The organism is Leisingera sp. CC-HEC096, assembly GCF_059429235.1.
The window spans coordinates 2,056,153-2,077,961 of sequence record NZ_JCAIJS010000001.1 but is presented as its reverse complement, the minus strand read 5'-3'; the positions used below and the strand labels follow the sequence as shown (position 1 = coordinate 2,077,961).

General features: G+C 62.9%; 16 protein-coding genes. 3 read left to right on the top strand and 13 right to left on the bottom strand.

Annotated elements, in window-relative coordinates; genetic code table 11:
* Nucleotides 1-58: 58 nt before the first annotated feature.
* The 6 genes from gcvP to lpdA all read right to left on the bottom strand — a co-directional run bounded on the left by gcvP (nucleotide 59) and on the right by lpdA (nucleotide 8,331).
* On the bottom strand, nucleotides 59-2,917 hold the full coding sequence (gene gcvP, locus AC5STI_RS10075; protein WP_495446578.1) for an aminomethyl-transferring glycine dehydrogenase: 2,859 nt from the start codon (nucleotides 2,915-2,917) through the stop codon (nucleotides 59-61).
* Nucleotides 2,918-3,035: 118 nt separating this feature from the next.
* Entirely contained in the window at nucleotides 3,036-3,401 is a 366-nt protein-coding gene (gene gcvH / locus AC5STI_RS10070; RefSeq protein WP_495446577.1) for a glycine cleavage system protein GcvH, read from the bottom strand.
* A 21-nt stretch (nucleotides 3,402-3,422) separates the two neighbouring features.
* Nucleotides 3,423-4,520, bottom strand: a complete 1,098-nt coding sequence (gene gcvT, locus AC5STI_RS10065; protein ID WP_495446576.1) for a glycine cleavage system aminomethyltransferase GcvT — start codon at nucleotides 4,518-4,520, stop codon at nucleotides 3,423-3,425.
* 69 nt (nucleotides 4,521-4,589) lie between these two features.
* Nucleotides 4,590-5,960 (bottom strand): alanine/glycine:cation symporter family protein, encoded by a 1,371-nt coding sequence (locus AC5STI_RS10060; protein ID WP_495446575.1) that lies wholly within the window; start codon nucleotides 5,958-5,960, stop codon nucleotides 4,590-4,592.
* Nucleotides 5,961-5,985: 25 nt separating this feature from the next.
* The gene (lipA, locus tag AC5STI_RS10055; protein WP_495446574.1) at nucleotides 5,986-6,930 is read right to left on the bottom strand and encodes a lipoyl synthase; all 945 of its coding nucleotides are present in this window, start codon (nucleotides 6,928-6,930) and stop codon (nucleotides 5,986-5,988) included.
* A gap of 18 nt (nucleotides 6,931-6,948) precedes the next feature.
* Entirely contained in the window at nucleotides 6,949-8,331 is a 1,383-nt protein-coding gene (gene lpdA / locus AC5STI_RS10050) for a dihydrolipoyl dehydrogenase (protein WP_495446573.1), read from the bottom strand.
* Between the two features lie 173 nt (nucleotides 8,332-8,504).
* Between lpdA and AC5STI_RS10045 the strand changes: the two genes are divergently transcribed.
* Nucleotides 8,505-9,119 carry a helix-turn-helix domain-containing protein gene (locus tag AC5STI_RS10045; RefSeq protein WP_490399727.1) on the top strand — a complete coding sequence of 205 codons (615 nt, stop codon included), beginning with the start codon at nucleotides 8,505-8,507 and terminating at the stop codon, nucleotides 9,117-9,119.
* A gap of 101 nt (nucleotides 9,120-9,220) precedes the next feature.
* Complete coding sequence (locus tag AC5STI_RS10040; RefSeq protein ID WP_495446572.1) at nucleotides 9,221-9,889, top strand: GntR family transcriptional regulator; 669 nt, start codon at nucleotides 9,221-9,223, stop codon at nucleotides 9,887-9,889.
* 99 nt (nucleotides 9,890-9,988) lie between these two features.
* On the opposite strand, the gene AC5STI_RS10035 is transcribed toward AC5STI_RS10040, so the two are convergent.
* The 4 genes from AC5STI_RS10035 to AC5STI_RS10020 all read right to left on the bottom strand — a co-directional run bounded on the left by AC5STI_RS10035 (nucleotide 9,989) and on the right by AC5STI_RS10020 (nucleotide 15,548).
* The gene (locus AC5STI_RS10035) at nucleotides 9,989-11,080 is read right to left on the bottom strand and encodes a sensor histidine kinase (RefSeq protein ID WP_495446571.1); all 1,092 of its coding nucleotides are present in this window, start codon (nucleotides 11,078-11,080) and stop codon (nucleotides 9,989-9,991) included.
* Complete coding sequence (locus AC5STI_RS10030) at nucleotides 11,052-11,546, bottom strand: response regulator (RefSeq protein ID WP_475047115.1); 495 nt, start codon at nucleotides 11,544-11,546, stop codon at nucleotides 11,052-11,054. The genes AC5STI_RS10035 and AC5STI_RS10030 overlap by 29 nt, the downstream gene beginning before the upstream one ends.
* Nucleotides 11,547-11,783: 237 nt before the next feature.
* Entirely contained in the window at nucleotides 11,784-12,515 is a 732-nt protein-coding gene (locus AC5STI_RS10025; protein WP_475047114.1) for a response regulator, read from the bottom strand.
* Between the two features lie 708 nt (nucleotides 12,516-13,223).
* Nucleotides 13,224-15,548: a methyl-accepting chemotaxis protein gene (locus AC5STI_RS10020; RefSeq protein WP_495446570.1), complete on the bottom strand. Its 2,325-nt coding sequence runs from the start codon at nucleotides 15,546-15,548 to the stop codon at nucleotides 13,224-13,226.
* A gap of 626 nt (nucleotides 15,549-16,174) precedes the next feature.
* Here AC5STI_RS10020 and AC5STI_RS10015 point away from each other — a divergent pair.
* The gene (locus tag AC5STI_RS10015; RefSeq protein WP_495446569.1) at nucleotides 16,175-16,888 is read left to right on the top strand and encodes a trypsin-like serine peptidase; all 714 of its coding nucleotides are present in this window, start codon (nucleotides 16,175-16,177) and stop codon (nucleotides 16,886-16,888) included.
* Nucleotides 16,889-16,946: 58 nt separating this feature from the next.
* On the opposite strand, the gene AC5STI_RS10010 is transcribed toward AC5STI_RS10015, so the two are convergent.
* Genes AC5STI_RS10010 through AC5STI_RS10000 form a run of 3 tightly spaced genes read right to left on the bottom strand, consistent with a single transcriptional unit; the run spans nucleotide 16,947 to nucleotide 21,747 of the window.
* A complete protein-coding gene (locus AC5STI_RS10010) occupies nucleotides 16,947-18,125 on the bottom strand; it encodes an HlyD family type I secretion periplasmic adaptor subunit (RefSeq protein ID WP_495446568.1) in 1,179 nt (392 codons plus the stop codon).
* Complete coding sequence (locus AC5STI_RS10005) at nucleotides 18,122-20,458, bottom strand: type I secretion system permease/ATPase (protein WP_495446567.1); 2,337 nt, start codon at nucleotides 20,456-20,458, stop codon at nucleotides 18,122-18,124. The genes AC5STI_RS10010 and AC5STI_RS10005 overlap by 4 nt, the downstream gene beginning before the upstream one ends.
* Nucleotides 20,455-21,747 carry a TolC family protein gene (locus AC5STI_RS10000; protein WP_475047105.1) on the bottom strand — a complete coding sequence of 431 codons (1,293 nt, stop codon included), beginning with the start codon at nucleotides 21,745-21,747 and terminating at the stop codon, nucleotides 20,455-20,457. The genes AC5STI_RS10005 and AC5STI_RS10000 overlap by 4 nt, the downstream gene beginning before the upstream one ends.
* Between the last annotated feature and the right edge of the window lie 62 nt (nucleotides 21,748-21,809).

Sequence of the window (21,809 nt, the reverse complement as noted above, 5' to 3'; positions counted from 1 at the left end):
CATGGGGGCTGCGGGGGTGCCCCGCCGGGCAGGCCGGCGGGGCGGGAGGCCTGAGGGATCAGGCTTCGCTTTCTTCGTAGTCCGACATCGGCGGGCAGGTGCAGACCAGGTGACGGTCGCCATAGGCGTTGTCGACCCGGTTCACCACCGGCCAGTACTTGTCGACGCCGAGGTTGCCCGGCGGGAAGCAGGCCTGTTCGCGGCTGTAGGGGCGGTCCCATTCGCCCACCAGGTCGCGCACCGTGTGCGGCGCGTGCTTGAGCGGGTTGTTCTCGGGATCGATCTTGCCGTCGATGATGTCCTGCGCCTCCGAACGGATCGACAGCATGGCGTCGCAGAAGCGGTCCAGCTCATCCTTGGGTTCGGATTCCGTCGGCTCCACCATCAGCGTGCCCGCCACCGGCCAGGACATGGTCGGGGCGTGGAAGCCCGAGTCGACCAGACGCTTGGCGATGTCGTCCACGGTGACGTTGCCTTCCTCCGCCAGCGGACGGGTGTCCAGGATGCACTCATGCGCAACCCGGCCCGTTTCCGAGGTGTAGAGGATCTTGTAGGCCTCTTTCAGGCGTGCCGCGATGTAGTTGGCGTTCAGGATCGCCACGCGGGTCGCCTGGGTCAGGCCCTCGCCGCCCATCAGCAGGCAGTAGGCCCAGCTGACCGGCAGGATCGAGGGCGAGCCGAACGGAGCAGCCGAGACCGGACCCACGGCGGTGCCGTATTCCGGGTGGCCCGGCAGGTGCTCTGCCAGATGCGCCTTGACGCCGATCGGACCCATGCCGGGGCCGCCGCCGCCGTGCGGAATGCAGAAAGTCTTGTGCAGGTTCAGGTGGCTGACGTCGCCGCCGATGTCACCCGGACGCGACAGGCCCACCATGGCGTTCATGTTGGCGCCGTCGATGTACACCTGGCCGCCGTGCTCATGGGTGATGTCGCACACTTCCTGCACGGTAGTCTCGAACACGCCATGGGTGGACGGGTAGGTGATCATGCAGCCTGCAAGGTGGTCAGAGTGTTTCTCTGCCTTCTCGCGGAAGTCGGCCAGGTCGATGTTGCCCTTGTCGTCCGCTTTGATCGGAACCACTTTCCAGCCCACCATCTGCGCCGATGCCGGGTTGGTGCCGTGCGCGGAGGTCGGGATCAAGCAGACGTTGCGGTGACCCTCGCCGCGGGCGGTGTGGTAGTTGCGGATGGTCAGAAGGCCCGCGTATTCGCCCTGCGCGCCGGAGTTCGGCTGCTGGGAAATCGCGTCATAGCCGGTGATCTGGCACAGCTTGTCGTTCAGATCGGCGATCATCTGGTGGTAGCCCTGCGCCTGGTCTTCCGGGCAGAAGGGGTGCAGGTTGCCGAATTCCGGCCAGGTGACCGGGATCATCTCGATGGTCGCGTTCAGCTTCATGGTGCAGGACCCCAGCGGGATCATCGCACGGTCCAGCGCCAGGTCGCGGTCGGCCAGCCGGCGCATGTAGCGGGTGATCTCTGCCTCGGCCCGGTTCTTGTGGAAGATCGGGTGGGTCAGATACTCGCTTTCACGCAGCGCGTAGTCGGGCAGGCGGTAGGCGCGGTTCTTGACGCTGTCGTCCTTCTTTTCGATGCCGAAGGCACCCCAGACGGCTTCGATGGTCTCGGCGCGGGTCTGCTCGTCCAGCGAAATGCCGATACGGTCTTCGCCCACCTTGCGCAGGTTAACACCGCGGGCGACAGCCGCTTCCATCACGGTTTTCTGCAGCGGGCCGACCTCGACGGTGATGGTGTCGAAGAACACTTCCGGCTCCACCTTGAAGCCGTGCTCCTCCAGACCCGCGGCCAGGCGCGAGGTCTTGCGGTGCACCGACTGGGCGATCGCCTTGATGCCGTCGGGGCCGTGGTAGACCGCATACATCGACGCGATAACGGCCAGCAGCGCCTGCGCGGTGCAGACGTTGGAGTTGGCTTTCTCACGGCGGATGTGCTGTTCGCGGGTCTGCAGCGCCAGGCGGTAGGCCTTGTTGCCGCGGGCGTCGACGGAGACACCGATGATGCGGCCGGGCATGGCGCGCTTCAGCTTGTCGGTGGTTGCCATATAGGCTGCGTGCGGGCCGCCATAGCCCATCGGAACGCCAAAGCGCTGGGTGGAGCCGATGGCAATATCCGCGCCCATTTCGCCGGGCGACTTCAGCAGCGCCAGCGCCAGGATGTCGGCGGCCACAACGGCGATGCCCTTGTGCTCGTGGATAGCTTCGATTTCCTTGGTGAAATCCCGCACATGGCCGTAGGTGCCAGGGTACTGGAAGATCGCGCCAAAGACCGCGCCCGGGTCCAGCTCGTCCGGATCGGCAACCACCACGTCGATGCCCAGGGGCTCGGCGCGGGTCTGGATCACGGCAACGGTCTGCGGGTGGCAGTTCTTGTCGACGAAGAAGGCTGCGTTGTTCGCCTTGGAGCGCGAGCCGCGGTGCGCCATTGCCATGGCTTCGGCAGCGGCGGTTGCTTCGTCCAGGAGTGACGCGTTTGCGATGTCCAGGCCGGTCAGGTCGCTGACCATGGTCTGGAAGTTCAGGAGCGCCTCAAGACGGCCCTGGGAGATTTCCGGCTGATAGGGGGTATAGGCGGTGTACCAGGCCGGGTTTTCCAGGATGTTGCGCAGGATCGGCGCCGGCGTGGTGGTGCCATAGTAGCCCTGGCCGATCAGCGAGGTCACCACCTTGTTCTTGCTTGCCACCTGCTTCATGTGGAAAAGCGCATCGCGCTCGGTCATCGCCGGGCCCCAGTCCAGCGCCTCTTTCTGGCGGATGGCTGGCGGCACGGTGGCATCGATCAGCTCGTCCAGGGTTTTGAAGCCGATCACCTGCAGCATATCGCGCATCTCGGTCGGCGACGGGCCGATGTGGCGCCGGTTGGCGAAGTCGTAGGCTTCGTAATCGGTAAGTTTGAAGGCCATTTAAAGCGCTCCTGTATGAAGGTCACGCCCGGCCGGAACTGCGGGAGCCTCCGGCGGGGATATTTTTAGCCAGATGAAGAGCGGATCCGGGCGGGTTGCGGCGGATCCGCCAGGGCATTCAGCCGATCAGGGCCTTGTAGCCGTCCAGATCCATCAGATCGTCCAGCTGGGAGGCGTCGGAGATCTTGATCTTGTAAATCCAGGCGTCGCCTTCCGGGCTTTCGTTCAGGGCGCCGGGGTTGTCGGCCAGGGTCTCGTTCACCTCGACCACTTCGCCGTCCAGCGGCGCGTAGATTTCGGAAGCGGCTTTCACCGACTCGATAACGCCGATTTCGCCGCCTTTTTCGAATTCTTCACCGGCTTCGCGCTGCTCGACAAAGACAACTTCGCCCAGCTGGTCTGCGGCGTGCTTGGTAATGCCCAGAGTTGCAGTGTCGCCTTCAACGGTGATCCACTCGTGGTCTTCAGAGTAATAGGTGGCCATGTTGACTCTCCTGATGATGTCTTAGCGTTTGTAGTTCTGAGTGACGAAGGGCAGGGCAACGATTTCAGCCGGCTGCGCCTTGCCGCGGATAATGAGGTTTACCTTGGTGCCGGGCGCGGAATGGTCTGCCGCAACATAGCCCATGGCGACCGGGCCGCCGACGGTGGGGCCGAAGCTGCCCGAGGTGATGGTGCCGAGAGTATCGCCGCCTTCGCTTTGGACTTCCACACCCTGGCGGGCGGGGGCGCGGCCTTCAGGCTTGATGCCGACCAAATTCTTCGACGGGCCCTCGGCCAGTTCCTTCTGGATGCGGGCGGCACCGGGGAAGCCGCCCTCTTCCTTGCGGCGCTTCTGGATCGCCCAGGCCAGCGACGCCTCGATCGGCGATGTCGACTGGTCGATGTCGTTGCCATAGAGGCAGAGGCCGGCTTCGAGGCGCAAGCTGTCGCGGGCACCGAGGCCTGCGGGCTCGCAGTCTTCATGGGCCAGGAACAGTTTGGAAATGCGGATGGCATCGGCTTCCGGGATGGAGATTTCGTAGCCGTCTTCTCCGGTGTAGCCGAGGCGCGAGATGCGGCATTCGACGCCGTCGATGTCCGCTACGGTGGTTTCCATGAACTTCAGCTCACGGGCGGCGGAGCACAGCGCGCCCACCACGTCCTCGGCCTTGGGACCTTGCACGGCAACCAGCGCGCGGTCGAAGATCTCAGTCACTTCGACGCCGTCCAGATGGGCCTGCATATGCGGGATGTCCTGGTGGCGCAGCGCCGCGTTCACCACGACAAAGTAGTGGTCGCCGGCGTTGGAGACGATCAGGTCATCCATGATGCCGCCCTCTTCGTTGGTGAAGAAGCCGTAGCGCGCCTTGCCTTCCTTCAGGGTGGCATAGGCCTGCGGGCAGAGCGTTTCCAGCTTCTCGCCCACGTTCTCGCCGCGCAGGATCACTTGGCCCATGTGGGAGACGTCAAACAGCGCTGCCTTCTCGCGGCACTGCTTGTGCTCGCCCATGATGCCCATGGGGTACTGGACCGGCATTTCCCAGCCGGCGAAGTCGACCATCTTGCCGCCAAGCTCGACGTGCAGGTCATAAAGCGGGGTGCGTTTGGGTGCGTCGGTCATCCTGTGCAGCCTTTGCATTACTAGGGTTTCGGGGTGGGGGAGGGCACAGGGCGCGCCCTCCCGGAGAGCTTATTCCGCAGGGTGGCGGGCTTCTTCCGATTTGCCGCCGGTGGCAAAGAACTCTTTCGTCACCTTGAAGACGATCGGGCTCAGCAGGGCCAGTGCAATCAGGTTCGGGATGGCCATCATCGCGTTCAGCGTGTCAGCCAGCAGCCAGATAAAGCCCAGGTCAGCGGTGGCGCCAAAGTAGATCGCGACGATCCACAGGATGCGGTAGGGCAGCATTACCTTCACACCGAACAGGAACTCCATGCACTTCTCGCCATAATAGGACCAACCGAGGATTGTGGTGAAGGCAAAGATCGACAGCGCGATGGCAATCAGGTAGCCGCCGAAGCCGGGTAGCGAGGTCTCGAATGCCAGTGAGGTCAGCGCCGCACCGGATTCACCAGAGGTCCAGGCGCCGGAAGCGATGATCGCCAGGCCGGTGATCGAACAGACGATGATGGTGTCGATGAAGGTGCCGAGCATCGCGATCAGGCCCTGGTTGACCGGACCTTTGGTCTCAGCCGCGGCGTGGGCGATCGGGGCAGAGCCGAGGCCTGCTTCGTTGGAGAACACGCCGCGGGCCACACCAAAGCGGATTGCCGCCCAGACTGCCGCACCGGCAAAGCCGCCTTCGGCTGCCGAGGGGGTGAAGGCATGGGTGAAGACAAGGCTGAAGGCGGTGCCGATGGCGTCCGCGTTGACAACCAGAACGATGAGGCCTGCGATGATGTAGCTGACCGCCATGAACGGAACCAGCTTGCCTGCCACCGCGCCGATGCGGGTGATGCCACCCAGGATCACGGCGCCGGTCAGCACCATCAGCACGATGCCGGTGATGGAGCTGTTGAAGCCGAAGTTGGTTTCCAGAACCTGCGCCACGCCGTTGGCCTGCACGCCGTTGCCGATTCCGAAGGCGGCGATGGAGCCGAACACGGCAAAGGCAACGCCCAGCCAGGCCCATTTCGCGCCGAGGCCGTTCTTGATGTAATACATCGGGCCGCCGACATAGTTGCCTTCTTCATCGCGCTCGCGGAATTTCACGGCGCAAACGGCTTCGGAATACTTGGTGGCCATGCCAACCAGCGCGGTCATCCACATCCAGAACAGCGCGCCGGGGCCGCCGAGGAACACGGCGGTGGCGACGCCTGCGATGTTGCCGGTGCCGATGGTCGCCGAAAGGGCGGTCATCAGCGCGTTGAACGGGGTGATCTGGCCTTCGCCGGTGCCTTCACGGCCCTTGAACATCAGGCCAAAGCCCATGCCCAGTTTCCGGATAGGCATGAACTTCAGGCCGACCTGAAGGAAGAAGCCGACGCCGAGAATGAGGACCAGCATCATCGGCCCCCAAACCACGCCGTTTACGGCTCCTACAATTGAATTTAACGCTTCCATGGGTCTCCTCCCGCTTGCGTTAAGGTTAAATGCCCTTTGCCAAAGCCATCTGACGGGCCTTTTTCAGGGCGGCAAAATCTTCATCCGCGTGGAACGAAGAGCGGGTCAGCGGTGTCGCTGACACATGCAAAAATCCCTTGGAGCGCGCGATCTGTTCCAGCTGCGCGAATTCCTCCGGCGACCAGAAACGGTCGATCGGATGGTGTTTGGGGGTGGGCTGCAGGTACTGGCCCACGGTCAGGAAATCGACCTGAGCAGCGCGTAAGTCATCCATCACCTGGCGCACGTCCTCCAGCGTCTCGCCCAGGCCGACCATGATGCCGGACTTGGTGAACAGTTGCGGGTTTGCGCGCTTGGCATCATCCAGCAGCCGCAGCGAGGTGTAATAGCGCGCACCCGGGCGCACACGGGGATAGAGGCGCGGCACGGTTTCCAGATTGTGGTTGAAAACGTCCGGGGCAGCCGCAAACACCGTATCAGCCGCCGCGCCCTTGCCCAGGAAATCCGGGGTCAGCACCTCGATAGTGGTGCCAGGATTCTGGTGGCGGGTGGCGCGGATGGTCTGGGCGATATGCTCTGCACCGCCGTCCTCCAGATCGTCCCGGTCAACAGATGTGATCACAACATGGCGCAGGCCCAGCTTCTTTACCGCGGCGGCAACCCGCCCCGGCTCAAACGCATCCAGCGTATCCGGCTTGCCGGTGGTTACGTTGCAAAAGGAGCAGCCGCGGGTGCAGACCTCGCCCATGATCATCATGGTGGCGTGGCGCTTGGACCAGCATTCGCCGATGTTGGGGCAGGCGGCCTCTTCGCAGACGGTGGCCAGATTGTGCTCCCGCATCAGCTTGCGTGTGTCGTAATACTCCGCGCTTTCGATCTTCTTTTTGCGGATCCATTTCGGTTTGCGCGGGATGGCGCTGTCGGCCTTGTGGGCCTTTTCCGGATGGCGGGGACGCAGCTGGATTGTCATCTGACAATTTCCTCCGGATCAGGCGTGAATTGCGCGGCCAAGCGCGTCGAGGCAGGCTTCCTTCACCGCCTCGCCCATCGCCGGGTGGGCGTGGCAGGTGCGGGCAACCTCTTCGGCGCTGGCACCCTTGGTCATCGCCAGCACCAGCTCGGCAATCAAATCGCCGCCATGCGCACCGCAAATATGCGCGCCAAGGATCTTGCCTTCGGGCGTAGCCAGCACCTTCACCGCGCCGTCGGTTTCCCCGGTGGAGCGGGCGCGGGAGTTGGCCATGAAGGCAAATTTGCCGGTGATGTATTCAGTGCCGGCCTCTTTCAGCGCTTCCTCGGTCTGACCGACAGAAGCGACTTCGGGGTCGGTGTAAACCACGCCCGGCACGGTGTTGTAATCCACATGGCCGTGCTCGCCCGCCATGATTTCCACACAGGCAACGCCGTCTTCTTCTGCCTTGTGGGCCAGCATCGGGCCGGGCACGCAGTCTCCGATGGCATAGATCCCCGGAACGGAGGTGGAGAAGCGCTCGTCCACCTCGATGAAGCCACCAGCGTTGATGGACACACCCAAGCTTTCCAGGCCCAGACCGCGGGTCACCGGGCGGCGGCCGATGGCGACCAGCACCTTGTCCGCCTCGATCTGCTCTTCCTTGTCCTTGCCCACGCGGTCCAGGGTCAGGGTCAGGCCGTTTTCACCCTTTTCGACGGTCTTCAGCGCCCGGCCCAGCTGAAACTTCAGTCCGCGCTTGCTCAGCGCCCGCTGGGACAGCTTGGCGATCTCGCCGTCAATGCCGGGCAGGATGCGGTCGAGGTATTCCACAACCGTCACCTTGGAGCCGAGGCGTGACCAGACCTGCCCGAGTTCAAGCCCGATCACGCCGGCGCCGATCACCACCAGGTGCTCTGGCGCGGCTTCGAGGGCCAGCGCACCGGTGCTGCTCAGCACGTCCACCTCGTCGATTTCCACGCCGGGGAGGGGGCTGGGTTCCGAACCGGTGGCAATGAGGATGTTCTTTGCGGTGTAAGCGTCTTCACCCACCTGCACTTGGCCGGGCGCCGGAATGCTGGCCCAGCCTTCAATGTGGTCGACACCGTTCTTCTTGAACAGAAAGGCGATGCCCTTGGTGAGGTCGCCTACAATCTTGTCCTTGCGGGCCATCAGCGCGCCCATATCCAGACTGGCGCCCCCGACGGCAATTCCATGTGCAGCCAGATGGGAGAGCTCAGCATATTTGGCAGAGGAGGTCAGCAGCGCCTTGGAGGGGATGCAGCCGACGTTGAGACAGGTGCCGCCCAGCGAGCCGCGGCCTTCGACGCAGGCCACCTTCATGCCCAGCTGCGCCGCGCGGATTGCTGCGACATAACCGCCCGGCCCAGCCCCGATCACAATCAGATCATATGCGCTCATGTGGTTTCTCCTCCGAAAAGCGGTCTAGGACCGGCACGTATGCTGCCGTATACGACGTTGCGTCTCCTATAGGAAACTTTTTCCCTCTTGCAAACAAAAAGTGCAGTCACGGAAATTTTGACCCGGGAATACATCAAAGCTAAGCTGTTTTCGGATCAGGAGAATTCGCAGAAATGGAACCAATTCCCTTAGAAGAAACAGGACTGGGCCCCGAGGCCATGGAGGCTCCGGACGGGGAAGTCCTGGGGAAAATGATTCGCGACGCCCGTAAGGAGAAGGGGCTGACGCTGGAGGAGGCGGCCAAGGCTGCGGCCATCGGGCGCTCGACTTTGTCGAAGATCGAGAACAACCAGACCCGGCCCAGTTTCGAGATTATCCGCCGCCTGATGCAAACGCTGGAGCTGGAAACCCCGCAGCTGTTCCTGCAGTCCGGGCAAAGCGGCGTGACCGGACGGCGGGACTTTACCCGCACCGGCGAGGGCGAGCACAAGGAAACTACCACCTATGACCATGAACTTCTGTGCAGCGAGCTGACCAGCAAACGCATGGTGCCTTACATCAGCACCATCAAGGCCCGTGATGTCACAGAGTTCGACAATTGGGTGCGCCACCAGGGCGAGGAGTTCATGTTTGTGCTGAGCGGCGAGGTGATCCTTTATACTGAGCATTACCGGCCGCTGCGTATGGGACCCGGCGACTCGGTCTATTACGACAGCGGCATGGGCCATGGCTGCGTGTCGGTCAGCAAGGACGACGCCAAGGTGCTGTGGGTGTCGCTGGAAGTGTGACGGGGATGCCGCCCGCCGCGCTGCAGATTCGGGCGGCCGCCTAACCTCCTTTTCCGTGCAGGCCGCTTGGCATACACCTGCTGTAGAGGAGGCGCGCTGCCATGAAACTGGACCCGGTTGATATCTCGAAAACGGCCTCGGCCTCGGCAGTTGTGTTTGAAGCGCTGCGCAAGGCCATTGTCGAGGGGCGGCTGGCGGAAGGTGAGCCGCTCCGTCAGGACGAGATCGCGCGCCATTTCAAGACCAGCAGGCTGCCCGTGCGTGAAGCGATCAACCGGCTGGAGGAGCACGGCCTGGTCCGGACGCAGCGGTTCAAGGGGGCTGTGGTCGCCGGCCTGTCGGCGGATGAGGCCGCCGAGATATTTGACTTCCGTGCGCTGCTGGAACCGGAGATCATCCGCGATGCCGTGCCGAGGATGTCGCAGGAGCTGCTGGCACAGGCGCGCGCCGATTTTGCCGCTTTCGATGCCTCAAAAAACCCGATGGAATGGGGGGTGCTGAACCGGGCGTTCCATGACGGATTGTACAGTGCCAGCAGGCTGGCCTTTTTCCGCGAAGCGGCCAATGGCGCGATGGACCGGATCGACCGCTATATCCGGGCGCAGCTGGTGATGAGCAACGGCATGGAGCGTGCCGGCCGCGAGCATCTTGCAATTTTGGAGGCCTGCGAGGCGGGTGATGCCCGGCTGGCCTCCGACCTGACCAGAGCGCATATCCTGGAAGCCAAAGCCTCATTACTGGCGCATTTCCCGGTACTGACGGGCGCCTGACAACCGCGGGGCGCCGGGCCTGCTCAGCCCTGACGCGGGGCGAGGACGGACCGGGGCTGGTCTCCCTGCACGCCTGCTGCCGCAAGACGGGAAACATCGTCAGGCTGATTTTTGCGTCTGGCTGTTTTCAAGGCTGACGACAAACCGGATTGTTGTGCCGGAATCCGCATGCGGGTCGCACCAGATTGTCCCATTGTGGCGTTTGGCGATTTTGGCGCAGGTCGCCAGTCCAAGCCCGGTGCCAGGCTGCGTGCTGCCGCGCTGCAGCCGCTTGAAGGGCTCAAAAATCTTTTCCCTGTACTCTGGCGGAACCCCAATGCCGTTGTCCGCTACAGAGATCATCACGCCTGAGCCCGCGGGCTCGGCGGACACCGAAATCTCGGGTGTTCGCCCGCCACTATACTTGATCGCGTTGCCAATCAGGTTCTGCAGCAGCTGAACGATATCGGGAGGAAAGCAAAAGACGCTCAGGCCGCCGGACTGCCATTCGATACGGGCGCCGGACTCCGCAAGGTCCTGCGCCAAAACGGCACGCAAGCTGTCGAACAGGCTCTCGACGGTGACTTGCTCGGCGGTCCCAGTGCTGTGCGGGTTGATGTGGCTTGCCAGCCGTTCAATCAGTTCGGAGGTCTTGCGGACGGATTTCTTCATCAGCTCCAGCTGACGGGTCACTTCATCGAATTCGCCATCCTGGTAATCCTCCTCAATCTGGTCGCTGAGAAATTTGATCGCCCTGAGCGGCGCCCGCATGTCATGCACCAGCACATCGGAAAACAAGCGCAGTTCATTTTGCTGTTCCTGGATCCGCCAGCGCATTTCAGCAACCTTCAGCCCGTTTGCAATCATCCGTTGCAATGCTTCGGCGGTGATGGCGGATTTGGGAATATAGTCGCTGGCCCCGGCCAGAATGACGCTCTTGGCGATCTCTTCGTCGCCTTGGCCGGTGGTCATGAACAGAACCGCCCGCGGCCAGCTGCCGGTTAGCTGCGCGATAAGGTCGAGCCCGGTTCCGTCCGGCAGGAGATAGTCCAGAATGATCACGTCAACTGGCAGGCCAGCTTGAGCTAAGGCGCTTTTCCCGCTGTCCGCCTCGGCCACCTTGGCGTCGGGGTGCAACTGCAGCAAAAGCCTGCGCACCAGTTTCCGGTCGCCTGCGTCATCATCAATGATCAGGATGCTGAGAGCCGTCATCGGATACCTTTCTGATGTGTATTTCGGGCAATTCAACGATGCGCCAATAGTGATCGAGCGTGGCCATGAGATCGACAAACATGTCGCCGGCATTGGACTTGAGAATGTAGCCGGCCACGTTGTTTGCGTAGGCTGCAGAGATATCCCTTTGGTCTTCCGATGTTGTCAGCACGATAAACAGGATCTTGCGCAGAACAGGATCAGCGCGGATTTCCTCCAGCAGTTCTATGCCGCTTTTCCGGGGCATATTGATGTCGCTCAGCACGACAAAGCTGGGCGGCGGCACCTGACTCATCTCGCCCCGCAGAAAGGCCAAGGCCTCGACGCCGTCGGTAAAACGCTGAATCGGATTGGCGATCCTCGCCCGGCTGAAAGCGCGGCGAAGGGCCTTGGCGTCGCCGTCATCATCCTCGACAAGAACGATGTTCAGGGCAGGGCGGCTGGCGGCTCGCGTGTCGGGTGTCATGCTGCTTTTTCCTTGTTCCGGAAAGGCCAGCGGCCGGGGGAGGCGGAACCGGGTTCCACTGGACCGGCGGACTGCAATGCAGCCACACCACAAGCAAGCTTTCGCGTTTTCCCGCGATGGCAGTCCTGTGGCGCAGCCTGCAGAGAAGGCCCTTGGCCATGGGGGCCGGAAGGCTTGGAGTTTCCCGGGAAGGATTTGCTCTGGAGCTCCGGTCCCGCCGGCAAATTCGGCTGGCCGTTACTGCAGCAAATTGGGGGATACTTTGGCGGTAAACTCCCGGGTGTCGTCGATCACGCTGTCCAGGTCATCCATGAATACAACCAGATCCTTGCAGCTGCGTTCCAGCATTGAGACATCTGACAAAATGGGGGGCGGCAGACTGCCATCCTGACGCGCCTGCGACTTGATCACGCGCACCCCGGCGAGCGTTCTGCTCAAAAGCAGCCGGAGATCGGGGCCGCAGCCGACGATGAACCGCTGGAAAATCCGCCTCAGCTCCTTTTCTGAAGCGCGTGCGCTCGACAATTGCCCGTAAAGCGCCCGGCGCTCAAGCGCAGAGGCGATGGATTTCATCAGGGAATCCGTTGTCAGCTCATCCTTGACAATATAGTCCGCGCAGCCCCGGCGCATGGCCTCGACAGCGATATGATAGTTGGTTGCGCTTGTGAGCATTATCGGAACAGCCTGAACCTGATCTTCGTGAGACACCAGCAGTCTCAAAGCATCCAGCCCTGTTTCCATGCCCAGGTTATGATCGAGGAACACCAGATCAAACTGTTCGTCGTCCAGACGCTGACGCATCTCTTCCAAGGTCGCGGCCTCGTGGAATTCGGCCGTCATCCCGGCCTTACGGCACAGCTTATTCAGACGCAGCCTGTCGATCTCATCGTCGTCGACGGAGAGGATGTTCAAATTGACCGGCTGCAGAACCGGCGGGGCACCCCTATTGGAGAACTGAGTATTGCTCATTCTGTTACCTTTTAAACTACGCTGCACCGGGAGCGGCTGTCCCGGCGCTCACTTTAGGTGGAGTTGCTGTCAGTCGATTTCACGCATGGGGTCATTATCTTGAGGTATTTGATTAAGGAAAACTGAGCGCTGGATACGGCAGCCGGGATTTTACGTTAAGGAAACGTTGGGCAAATACTATTTGCGGAACCCTTGCGCTTCATGGTGCCGGGCGGGCAGCCTGGAGCGCTTGGGCTGGCGCATATTCTGAATGGCCTTTGCCGGATCGCGCGCCCGGAAAGCGCTGAGCGGGCCGGGATCCATCAACTTTCCGTGGCAGAGAGGCTGGACGCAGCACAGTTCAGCTGCGAAGGCGCTGCGGCAGAGCCGTGGCTTCCGCGCGCTCCATTGTCATGGCTTAGTCCGGGGCGTCACTAGAGAAAGAAAGCGGCGTGAAGCCCTGCTGCGCAGAGCAAGCGGACCCGGTGAAAGTTATCCGCGTCATGCGCCGTCAGAGACAGTGTTTTACGGCCCGGAACCGCAGTCTGGCGGCTCGAGCAGGGGGCGGATGATGCGCTGCGGTAATTGATCCGCGGCGAACATGCGGCCGCCCCTTGCTGCTTGGGTTTCCAGTCAGTCAGGATGCCGGAAAGCCTTCAGGTCGAGAACCGCCGCTTCAGCCTTGCCAGGAAGCGGCGGCCGGCTCCGCGCCGTCTGCACTGGCTTGGCTCAGAAGTCCTGCCATTTGCCTGCCCCGCCGGTACCTGTTGCTGCAGGGCGAATGGGCTCTTCGTTCCAGAGTTCATCCGCCACCTCATGCACAACCGCACCTGACTTGGGCACACCGTGCTGGTCTGGGCGGGATGCAGTCTGCCCTTCAATCGTGAAATGCGACACAAGCTCTGCCAGCTTGGCAGCATCCGTGTTCAGCATGTGGCCTGCCGCGGTGGCCTCCTCCACCATGGCAGCGTTCTGCTGTGTCACCTGGTCGAGCTGGGTCACGCCTGTGTTGATTTCGGCCAGCCCAGTGGACTGCTCTGCCGCACCCTCGGCAATGCCGGAGACCAGCTGCGAGATATGGGTGACCCGTTCGACGATGCTTTGCAGCGCCTCGCCGGCCTTGCCGACCAGATCCACTCCGCGCTCCACCTGTTGGGAGCTGTCGCCGATCAGGGTCTTGATCTCCATTGCCGCATCCGAGGAACGCTGCGCCAGCGCCCGCACTTCGCTTGCGACCACGGCAAAGCCCTTGCCGGCCTCACCCGCGCGCGCAGCCTCGACGCCCGCGTTCAGAGCCAGCAGGTTGGTCTGGAAGGCAATGTCGTCGATCACCGAGATAATCTGGCTGATGTGGTTCGAACTCTGTTCGATCTCGGTCATTGCAGAAACGGCGTTTCCTACCACAGAACCGCTGGACACGGCGTCGGCTCGCGCTTCGGCCATGGTGGCCTCAACACTGCGGGCGCCTTCTGCCGCGGACTTCACCGATGCGGTCAGCTCATCCAGCGCCGCGGCGGTCTCCTCCAGCGTGGCGGCCTGGCTCTCGGTGCGGTGCGAGAGGTCGTCGGAGGCCTGGCTGATTTCGGCGGCACCGTTGCGGATACTGCCCGCTGCCACGATCACTTGCTGCACAGTGTCCTTCAGCGTTTCCAAGGTCAGGTTGTAATCACGGCGCAGCTGTTCGTGGTCCTCCGGAAAGGCTTCTGTGATAGGCTGCGAAAAATCCCCGGCAGACAGCCGCACCAAGCCGGCGCTCATGCTTTCAACCACGAATTGCTGCTGCTGCTGCTGCTCATTGCGGCGCTCTTCGGCGAGGCGGGCCTGTTTCAGGTCGGCTTGCATAGAAACCAGAGTTTTGCCGATCTTGCCGATTTCATCGTTCCGCCCGGCGGCTTCGATGCTGGTGTCCAGATCGCCTGAAGCAACGGCCTCCATGTGCGCGCAGATTTTGTCGATCGGGCGGGTGATCGACCGCGCGAACAGCCAGCCGAGACAGGAGACAACGGCAGCCAGGGACAGGGAGATCAGCAGCATGATCTGGCGCTGCCGGACAGCGGGCGCCAGTATTTCCTCGCGGTCGAGCTCAGCCACGATTGCCCAATTTAGGTCGCGGTAAGCGAAGGGTGCGGTGACGGCTGCCACGGTACGCCCATCCGGCTTTTGGACGGCAGGGTGGAATATTCCGGCGTGGTCACCGCCCGCGCCAGCAGAGCCGCTTCCGGAGGAGATGCCGGAAAAGGCAGATTCAATGTAAGGCAGGCTGGGGAGCTCTTCCAGTACGCGGTGCCGCCCCTCGAGGCGCGATTGGGTGCGGGCTTTGAAGTCGCCGCCGATCAGGTAAACATCCAGCGTTTCCAGCTCGCCGCCGAAATTGGTGGTGATCGTTGCGATTTCGTCAATGGCAACCTGCAGGGCGAAAACCCCCGCAAACCGGCCTGCCTCATCCACGATCCGGGTTGCCGCGAAGCCCGCCGGGGCATCCGCACTGGGCGCATAGGTTTCGATGTCGGAGAAATAAACCCGGCCGGCTTCTCCGTCCTCCGCCATCCGGAACGCTTTGGCCAGACCTGTGCCGCGGTATTGGCCGGTGATCATGTTGCTGGCGTAGTCGCTTTCCTTGGTGACCGAAAAGACCACGTCCCCTGCCGGACTGATCAGGAAGATGTCATAGAAGCCCATCCTCTCCATAACCCTCTTGAAGGCGGGATGATTGCGCTCGAAGTGAATTTCGTAGGGAGATGCTGCAGAGGCAAACAGTGAAAGGTTCTGCACCTCGGCCTGGCCTTCGCCGGCCCGGGTGGACCAGGTCGCGGTCAAGTCTTTCATGGCATCGGCCGTCGAGGGCACCGAAGCGATCGTCAGAATGGCGGCCTCTATTCCCTCGAAATAGGATTGCAGGGCCAATTCGCGGTCCTGCACCAGGGACTGCATGAACACTTCGCTCTTCTCGAGCACGCCGCGGCGGAAGTTGCTGGTGCTGACGGCAATCAGAACGGCTGTCAGCACCAGTGCAGTGCTGACGATCAGCAGCGGCAGCTTGTAAGCGAGCTTCATGGATTTCAGAATTTTCAATTTGACCTCCAGCGGAGAGGCATCCCGCGGGTGGTGCCGCGTCAGATGCGAGTGATGCGATTGTCTTCATTTTCAACGATAGATAGATTTTTTATCGGTTAATGCGCCTGTACTTTTACGATAGGGTTTCGATTTTTTTACTTCGCTATTAGGTTGAGCAGGGCAATGCGCAGAGCAGTCTGTTGCTGTGGTTTTATGCGCAAGCGCTCATCCGGGACTGCCCGGCCATTAACGATTGCGGCGGCGCGGGCGACGGCAGTGTGGAGCCATCCCCTCCGGCTCAGAGGACCCACGCGGCAGCAAATAGTTAACAAAGCTGAGAGTGCGAATCGCTGGTATAGTGGCTGTACTGCGCTCGAAACCCGGTTGAGCGGCAGAATATTTTACCGCGTTTCCGGGGAGTTCTCTGGTTTCCATCGGCGCTGTGCGGGTTTTTCTGGCAAAGGATGGGTCTTATTTGTCATGGTTAATCATCAATAACCGGGGGGTTAGGGAATTGTTAACGCTGCCGCAATCTGTCCATGAATTTGCCTCTTCACGGCAATTTCGGGCCTCATTCCAGCCGCACGCCTGAATGACGATAGGTTTGCGGGAAGCTGGAGTGGGTAATGAGACGACTAATTGCTGCGATGGCGGCATGCCTGTCCCTGGGCATGCCCATCGGCGCGGCTGCGAGTGATACGCAGTCAGCCGCCGCATCCATTGAGGGGTGGGAGGCCGTCGGACGGCTGAACATTGCAAACGGCAACATCTGCACCGGCGCGCTGGTTGCGCCGGATCTTGTGCTGACGGCAGCGCACTGCCTGTTTGATCCGCGCACAGGGGCGCAGGTTGCGCCGGCGGCGATCTGGTTTGAGGCCGGTCTGTCGGGACGGCAGGCAGTGGCCCTGCGGCAGGTGGTTAAGGCGGTGATGCATCCGCAATACCGTTACCGGCCCGCGGGGAAGCATCAGATCGGCAGCGATCTTGCGGTACTCAAGCTGGACCGCCCGATCAGCCGCAGCCGCATCCAGCCTCTGACAATGTCGCCGGACGCGGCGCGCGGTGATATTCTGGGGGTTCTGTCCTATACCCGCAGGCATGCCACCCGGCCGGGGCTGGAACCGTCGTGCAGCGTATTGGCACGGCAAAGCCGGACCCTGGTGCTGTCTTGCCTGGTGGACTTTGGCGCGTCCGGGTCGCCGGTGCTGGAGATGCGCCCGGGCCTGCCGCCGCGGCTGGTTTCGGTGATCTCAGCCAAGGCGGCGATGGGCAAACGGCGGGTTTCAATCGGCACAGCGCTGGATGCTTCGCTGCGCGAACTCATGCGCCTCGCGGGCTAGGAACAGCCGGAAACCAAAGTAATTGTGCGGCTGCAACGGCCTAGGTCTGGCAGCGTCATCACGGCTCGCGCAGAGCCTCGCGGGATTTGTACAACGGCTTCAGCAGGTATTGCAGAACCGTCTTGGCACCGGTCTGCAGCTCCGCCGTGGCCCGCATGCCCGGTCGGATCTCAATGGATTGCTGGCGTTCGGTGAAGCCGGATTTGTCGACCCGCACCGTCACCCGGTAATAGGGTTCGGCGCGCGGGTTGCGTTCATCTTCAAAAGTATCGGCGGAGACGAAGTCCACCTTGCCGCGCAGTGAGCCGTAGATGGTATAATCGTAGGCCGACAGCTTGATGGTGGCGTCCTGGCCGGGCTGCACGCTGGCGATGTCTTCGGGTTTCACCCGCGCCTCGACAAACAGCTCTTCACCAAGCGGGATGATCTCCAGAATTTCCTCGCCGGGACGGATCACGCCGCCGATGGTGGTCACGGCCAGGCTGTTGACGATCCCAGCCATGGGGGAGGTGATGATGGTGCGGTTCAGCTGGTCCACCGCCAGCCGCTGTTCCTGGCGCAGGGTCGTGAGGTCGCGCAGGGTTTGCGAATACTCCTCCGCCTGTTCCAGCTCTGCCTGGGTGCCGATCTCGCTGTATTTGGCGCGGGCGTCGGTTGCGGCTTTGCGGGCCTTGTTCACCTCGATCAGCGCGACGATCTTCTGCTTGTAGAGCTGCTCCATATTGGCAAGCTCGGCGTTCAGCTGATCCATGATCTGCCGGGCGCTGTCGCGGCGGCTGGTGAAGTCGGTCTGACGCGCAGTCAGCAGGCCGCGTTCCGAGGCCAGGATGCCGGGGGAGCGCTGCGCCAGCATCTCCGGCACGGAGAATTCAAAGGCGCCCTTCATCTGCGCTTCCAGCCTGTGGCGCTTGATCTCCAGCGCGTCGATCTGGTTCTGCAGCTCGTCGGCGGCGGCGCGGAACTTGGTGTCCTGCAGCTTGGCCAGCACCTGGCCGGCGGAAACGATATCGCCCTGACGAACATGCAGCTCCGCCAGAATGCCGCCTTCGAGGTTCTGCACAATCTGCGCGCGGGAGGAGGAGACCACCTGGCCCTCGCCGCGGACGATCTCGTCGATGGAGGCAACGGCGGCCCATATCAGAAAGGTCACAACGGCGGCCAGTGCCAGATAGATGATCCGGCTGGCGCTGCGGGGCGTCTCGGCATTTCCATAGGGATCGTGCAGGGCCATGCTCATTTGCCTTCTCCGGCGGCCAGATGGGCCAGAACCTGATCACGCGGTCCGTCCACCACCATCCGGCCGGACTGCAGGATCAGGGTCCGGTTGGTGAGCGACAGGATCGGCATCCGGTGGGTGGCGATCACCGCGGTGCGGCCCTCCAGCCAGCCTTCCAGGCGGCTGACCAGGGTGCGCTCCAGCGTCTGGTCCAGCGCCGCGGTGGGTTCGTCCAGCAGCACGACGGACGGGTCCTGCAGCCACAGCCGCGCCCAGCCGATCGACTGGCGCTGGCCGATCGAGAGGCCATGGCCGCCGTCGCTGATCTCCAGATCCAGCCCCTTGTGGTGGTTGCGCACATGGGCGCCGAGGCCTGCGAACTCCAGCGCCTCCATCAGCCGGTCGTCATCGCGCTCCAGCTGGTTGAGGTTCAGGTTGTCGCGCAGGGAGCCGGCAAACAGCCGCACATCCTGGCTGAGGTAGCCGATGTTGGCGCGCAGGTCGCGCGGGTCGATCTGTGCCATGTCGGTGCCGTCGAGCAGGATGCGGCCCCGGTCGGGGGCGTAAAGGCCGGACAGCAGTTTCAGGAGTGTGGACTTGCCCGATCCGTTGACGCCCAGCACCGCAACCCGCTGGCCGGGCGTGACCGCCACTGCCTGCACGTCCAGCGTCGGCGCCGCGTCGTCCTCGTAGCGGAACATGATCTCGCGCAGCTCAAACCGGCCTTCGATTTTCTGGCGGCGCAGATAAGTGCGTTCCTGTTCTTTTTCCTGCGGCGCCTGGGCAATCGCATCCAGCCCTTCCAGCGCCGCCTTGACGTTGCTCCAGCGTGCCAGCGTGGCGGCAAACTGCGTCAGCGGCGCCAGCGTGCGGCTGGTCAGAATACCTGTGGCGATGATGGTGCCGACGGTGAACTCGCCCGCAAAGACCAGCAGCGTTCCCAGCACCACCGCAGTTATATAGGTTGCCTGCTGCACGCCCTGCGACCAATAGGTAAGGGCGCTGGACAGCTTGCGCTGCTCGGTCGCGGAATGCGACGACAGCGTATTCAGCTCATCCCACAGCCGCAGCACCCGGTCCTCGCCGCGCTGGGTCTTCACGGTGTCCAGCTCGGTCACCACCTCATGCAGCAGCCGCCCCGCCTTGGCATTGGCGCCCTGCGTCTGGCGGGTATAGGCGATCATCTTTTTCTGCATGAAATAGGCAGGCAGCAGCATCAGGATGCCGCCGGCGATGATCACCCAGACCACTGGCCCGGCGATGGAGGCCACGAGCAGCAGGAACACCGCGATAAAGGGGATGTCTGCCAGCGTCGAGATGGTGGAGGAGGTGAAGAACTCCCGCACCGAACCGAAATCGCGCATCGCGGCAAACAGGCCGGAGGGCGGCAGCGGTTTCTTGTCCGAGCGCATCCCGATCAGGCGGCGCATCAGGTTGTGCTGCACCGACAGCTCGATCTGGCGGCCGGCCGCATCGGTCAGCCGCGCGCGCGCCAGCTTCAGCATTGCCTCCAGCGCGATCGCCAAAAAGGCGCCGACCGCCAGCACCCACAGCGTGGCGTGCGACTGGTGCGGGACCACCCGGTCATAGACCTGGAGGGAGAACAGCGCGACGGAGACGGCCAGGATGTTCGCCACCAGCGAGCCCAGCATGATCTCACCCACCTGGCGGCGGTATTTGGGAAACTCGCTCCAGAACCAGTGGCCGGGATCGATCTGCGGCGTGTGCTTGGCCGCCATCTGGCTGAGCGAAGGGCGGGCCGACAGCACCGTGCCGGTGAAATAGGGAGAGAACTCCGCCAGCGGCACTTCTGTGCGATTATCCGGGCAGGAGGTGTCGTAGATGGTCAGCGCTTCATCTGCCTGGCTCAGCACCAGTACGCACTGGCCGCCGGACATCACCGCAAGCGCAGGCCACAGCGCGGGGGCGAGGCTCTGCTTCTCCAGAATTTTGGGCTGCAACCCGGCGGATTGCACCGCCTTGGCCAGCGTGTGCAGGGACAAATCTCCCGGTGTTTCCTTCCACAGGAAGGCGGCGACGTCGCTGATCGGCACTTCGCTGCCCTTCAGCGCGGCCAGTGTGGCTATCAGGCTGGCGCGGTGCTGAATACGGGCCGCAGCGCCCTCCAGCAGGGAGCCGACCTCTGGCTGCGCTTCTTGCGGCTGGGGTTTGGTCTGATTGTCCGTGCGCGGCTTGAGCGGCGCATTGGGGCCGGGCGCCGGGGCAGGGGTATTGGCGGGCTGCATCCCGGCTTGCGGTGCAGCGTGCGGGCGTGAAGCAGGTACAGCCCGCAGCACCGGTTTTTTGCCGGTGGCGGGCAGGGGGCGCGGGGGCTTTTGTGTCGTGTCCGTCAAATCTTGTCCCCATCGGCCAATAGGCCCAGGTCGCGCGCCAGCTGCAGCTGGATCAGCACCACCTCGTATTTCGCGTCGATAAAGGCCTGCTCGCGGCGCACCAGCTCCTCGTAGACCTGGATCACCTCCATCACCGGGCGCTGGCCAGCCTCGAACTGTTTCTGAAACAGCTCGTAGGTTTCGCGGCTGCGGCGCACCAGGGCTGCCGTCTCGGCCTCCTGGCGGCGGTAGGAAGCTATCTGCTGGATCTGGCGGCTGTAGGTGCGGCGGGCGGTTTCCTCTGCTTCGCCCACCTGGCGGGTTGCGGCCTCCTTGGAGGCTTCCAGCGCCTGGATGGCTGCAGGGGTGCCAAGACCCAGCGGCTGGCCGGTACCGAGGGTGATCCCGGCGCCGGACCCGTCGGTGGTTACATTGCCCGCAGCCGAGATCTGCGGCAGCAGGCCTGCGCGCCCCGACTTGGCCTGGGCAATTGTGCGCTCTGCCTCAGCGCCGGCCTTGAGCACGGACAGGAACTGAACCTGCTCGGGCGGGGTGCCAATCTCCAGATGCGCGGGCTTCCGGGGGAAAGACTGCCCGGTCATAGCCTGCAGCTCGGCGCGCGCTGTGGCGGCGGCGTCCTGGGCGGTAGCGGTGGCGGTGCGTATGCCGCTGATCTTGCTGTCCACGACATTGAGGTCGGCACGGTCTGACACACCGCCGTCAACACGCCCCTGAACGATCCGGCGGAAGTCCTGCATCCGGCGCAGGGCGCGGTTGCCATAGGCAGCTTTCTCGTCGCCGCGCAGGGCAGTGGCATACAGCCCAACCGCCGTTTCCACCCTGCTGTTCATGTCTTCTGACAGGTTGACCGCGGCGACTTCGACATCAGCGGCGGCAAAGGCCCGCTCTGCCTTGCGGCGGCCGTTGTCGAACAGCACCTGCTCGATCAGCAGTCCCGCTACAAGATCGCCCAGATCGGTCAGGCTGACCGAAGGGCCCAGAGTCGGCAGCCAGTTCTTGGAGGCGGCTTCGGCCCGCAGTTTGGCGCTGATCAGCTCGGCCTCGGCCGCGCGGGACGAGGCGGCAATCGCGGCCTGCGCCACCTCGCCGTAAGCGCTGTCATCAGTCAGCAGGGAGCGGCGCTCCATCAGCTTCCGGATCACTTCGGAGGAGGCATCGCCCGATTGGGAAAAATTGCTGCGCGGTGCTGATGCACCGGCGCCTTCGGACCCGCCGGACAGCGGTGACTGGGCGCAGGCCGACAGGCTGCACATCACTGCGATGGCGCAAAGAAAGCGTCCCGGTTGCATCCTGCCCTTTGCCCTTGTGTTTAAGGCTTTTGTTGTGTTGGGCCCGGCGGAATTGCCCGCCA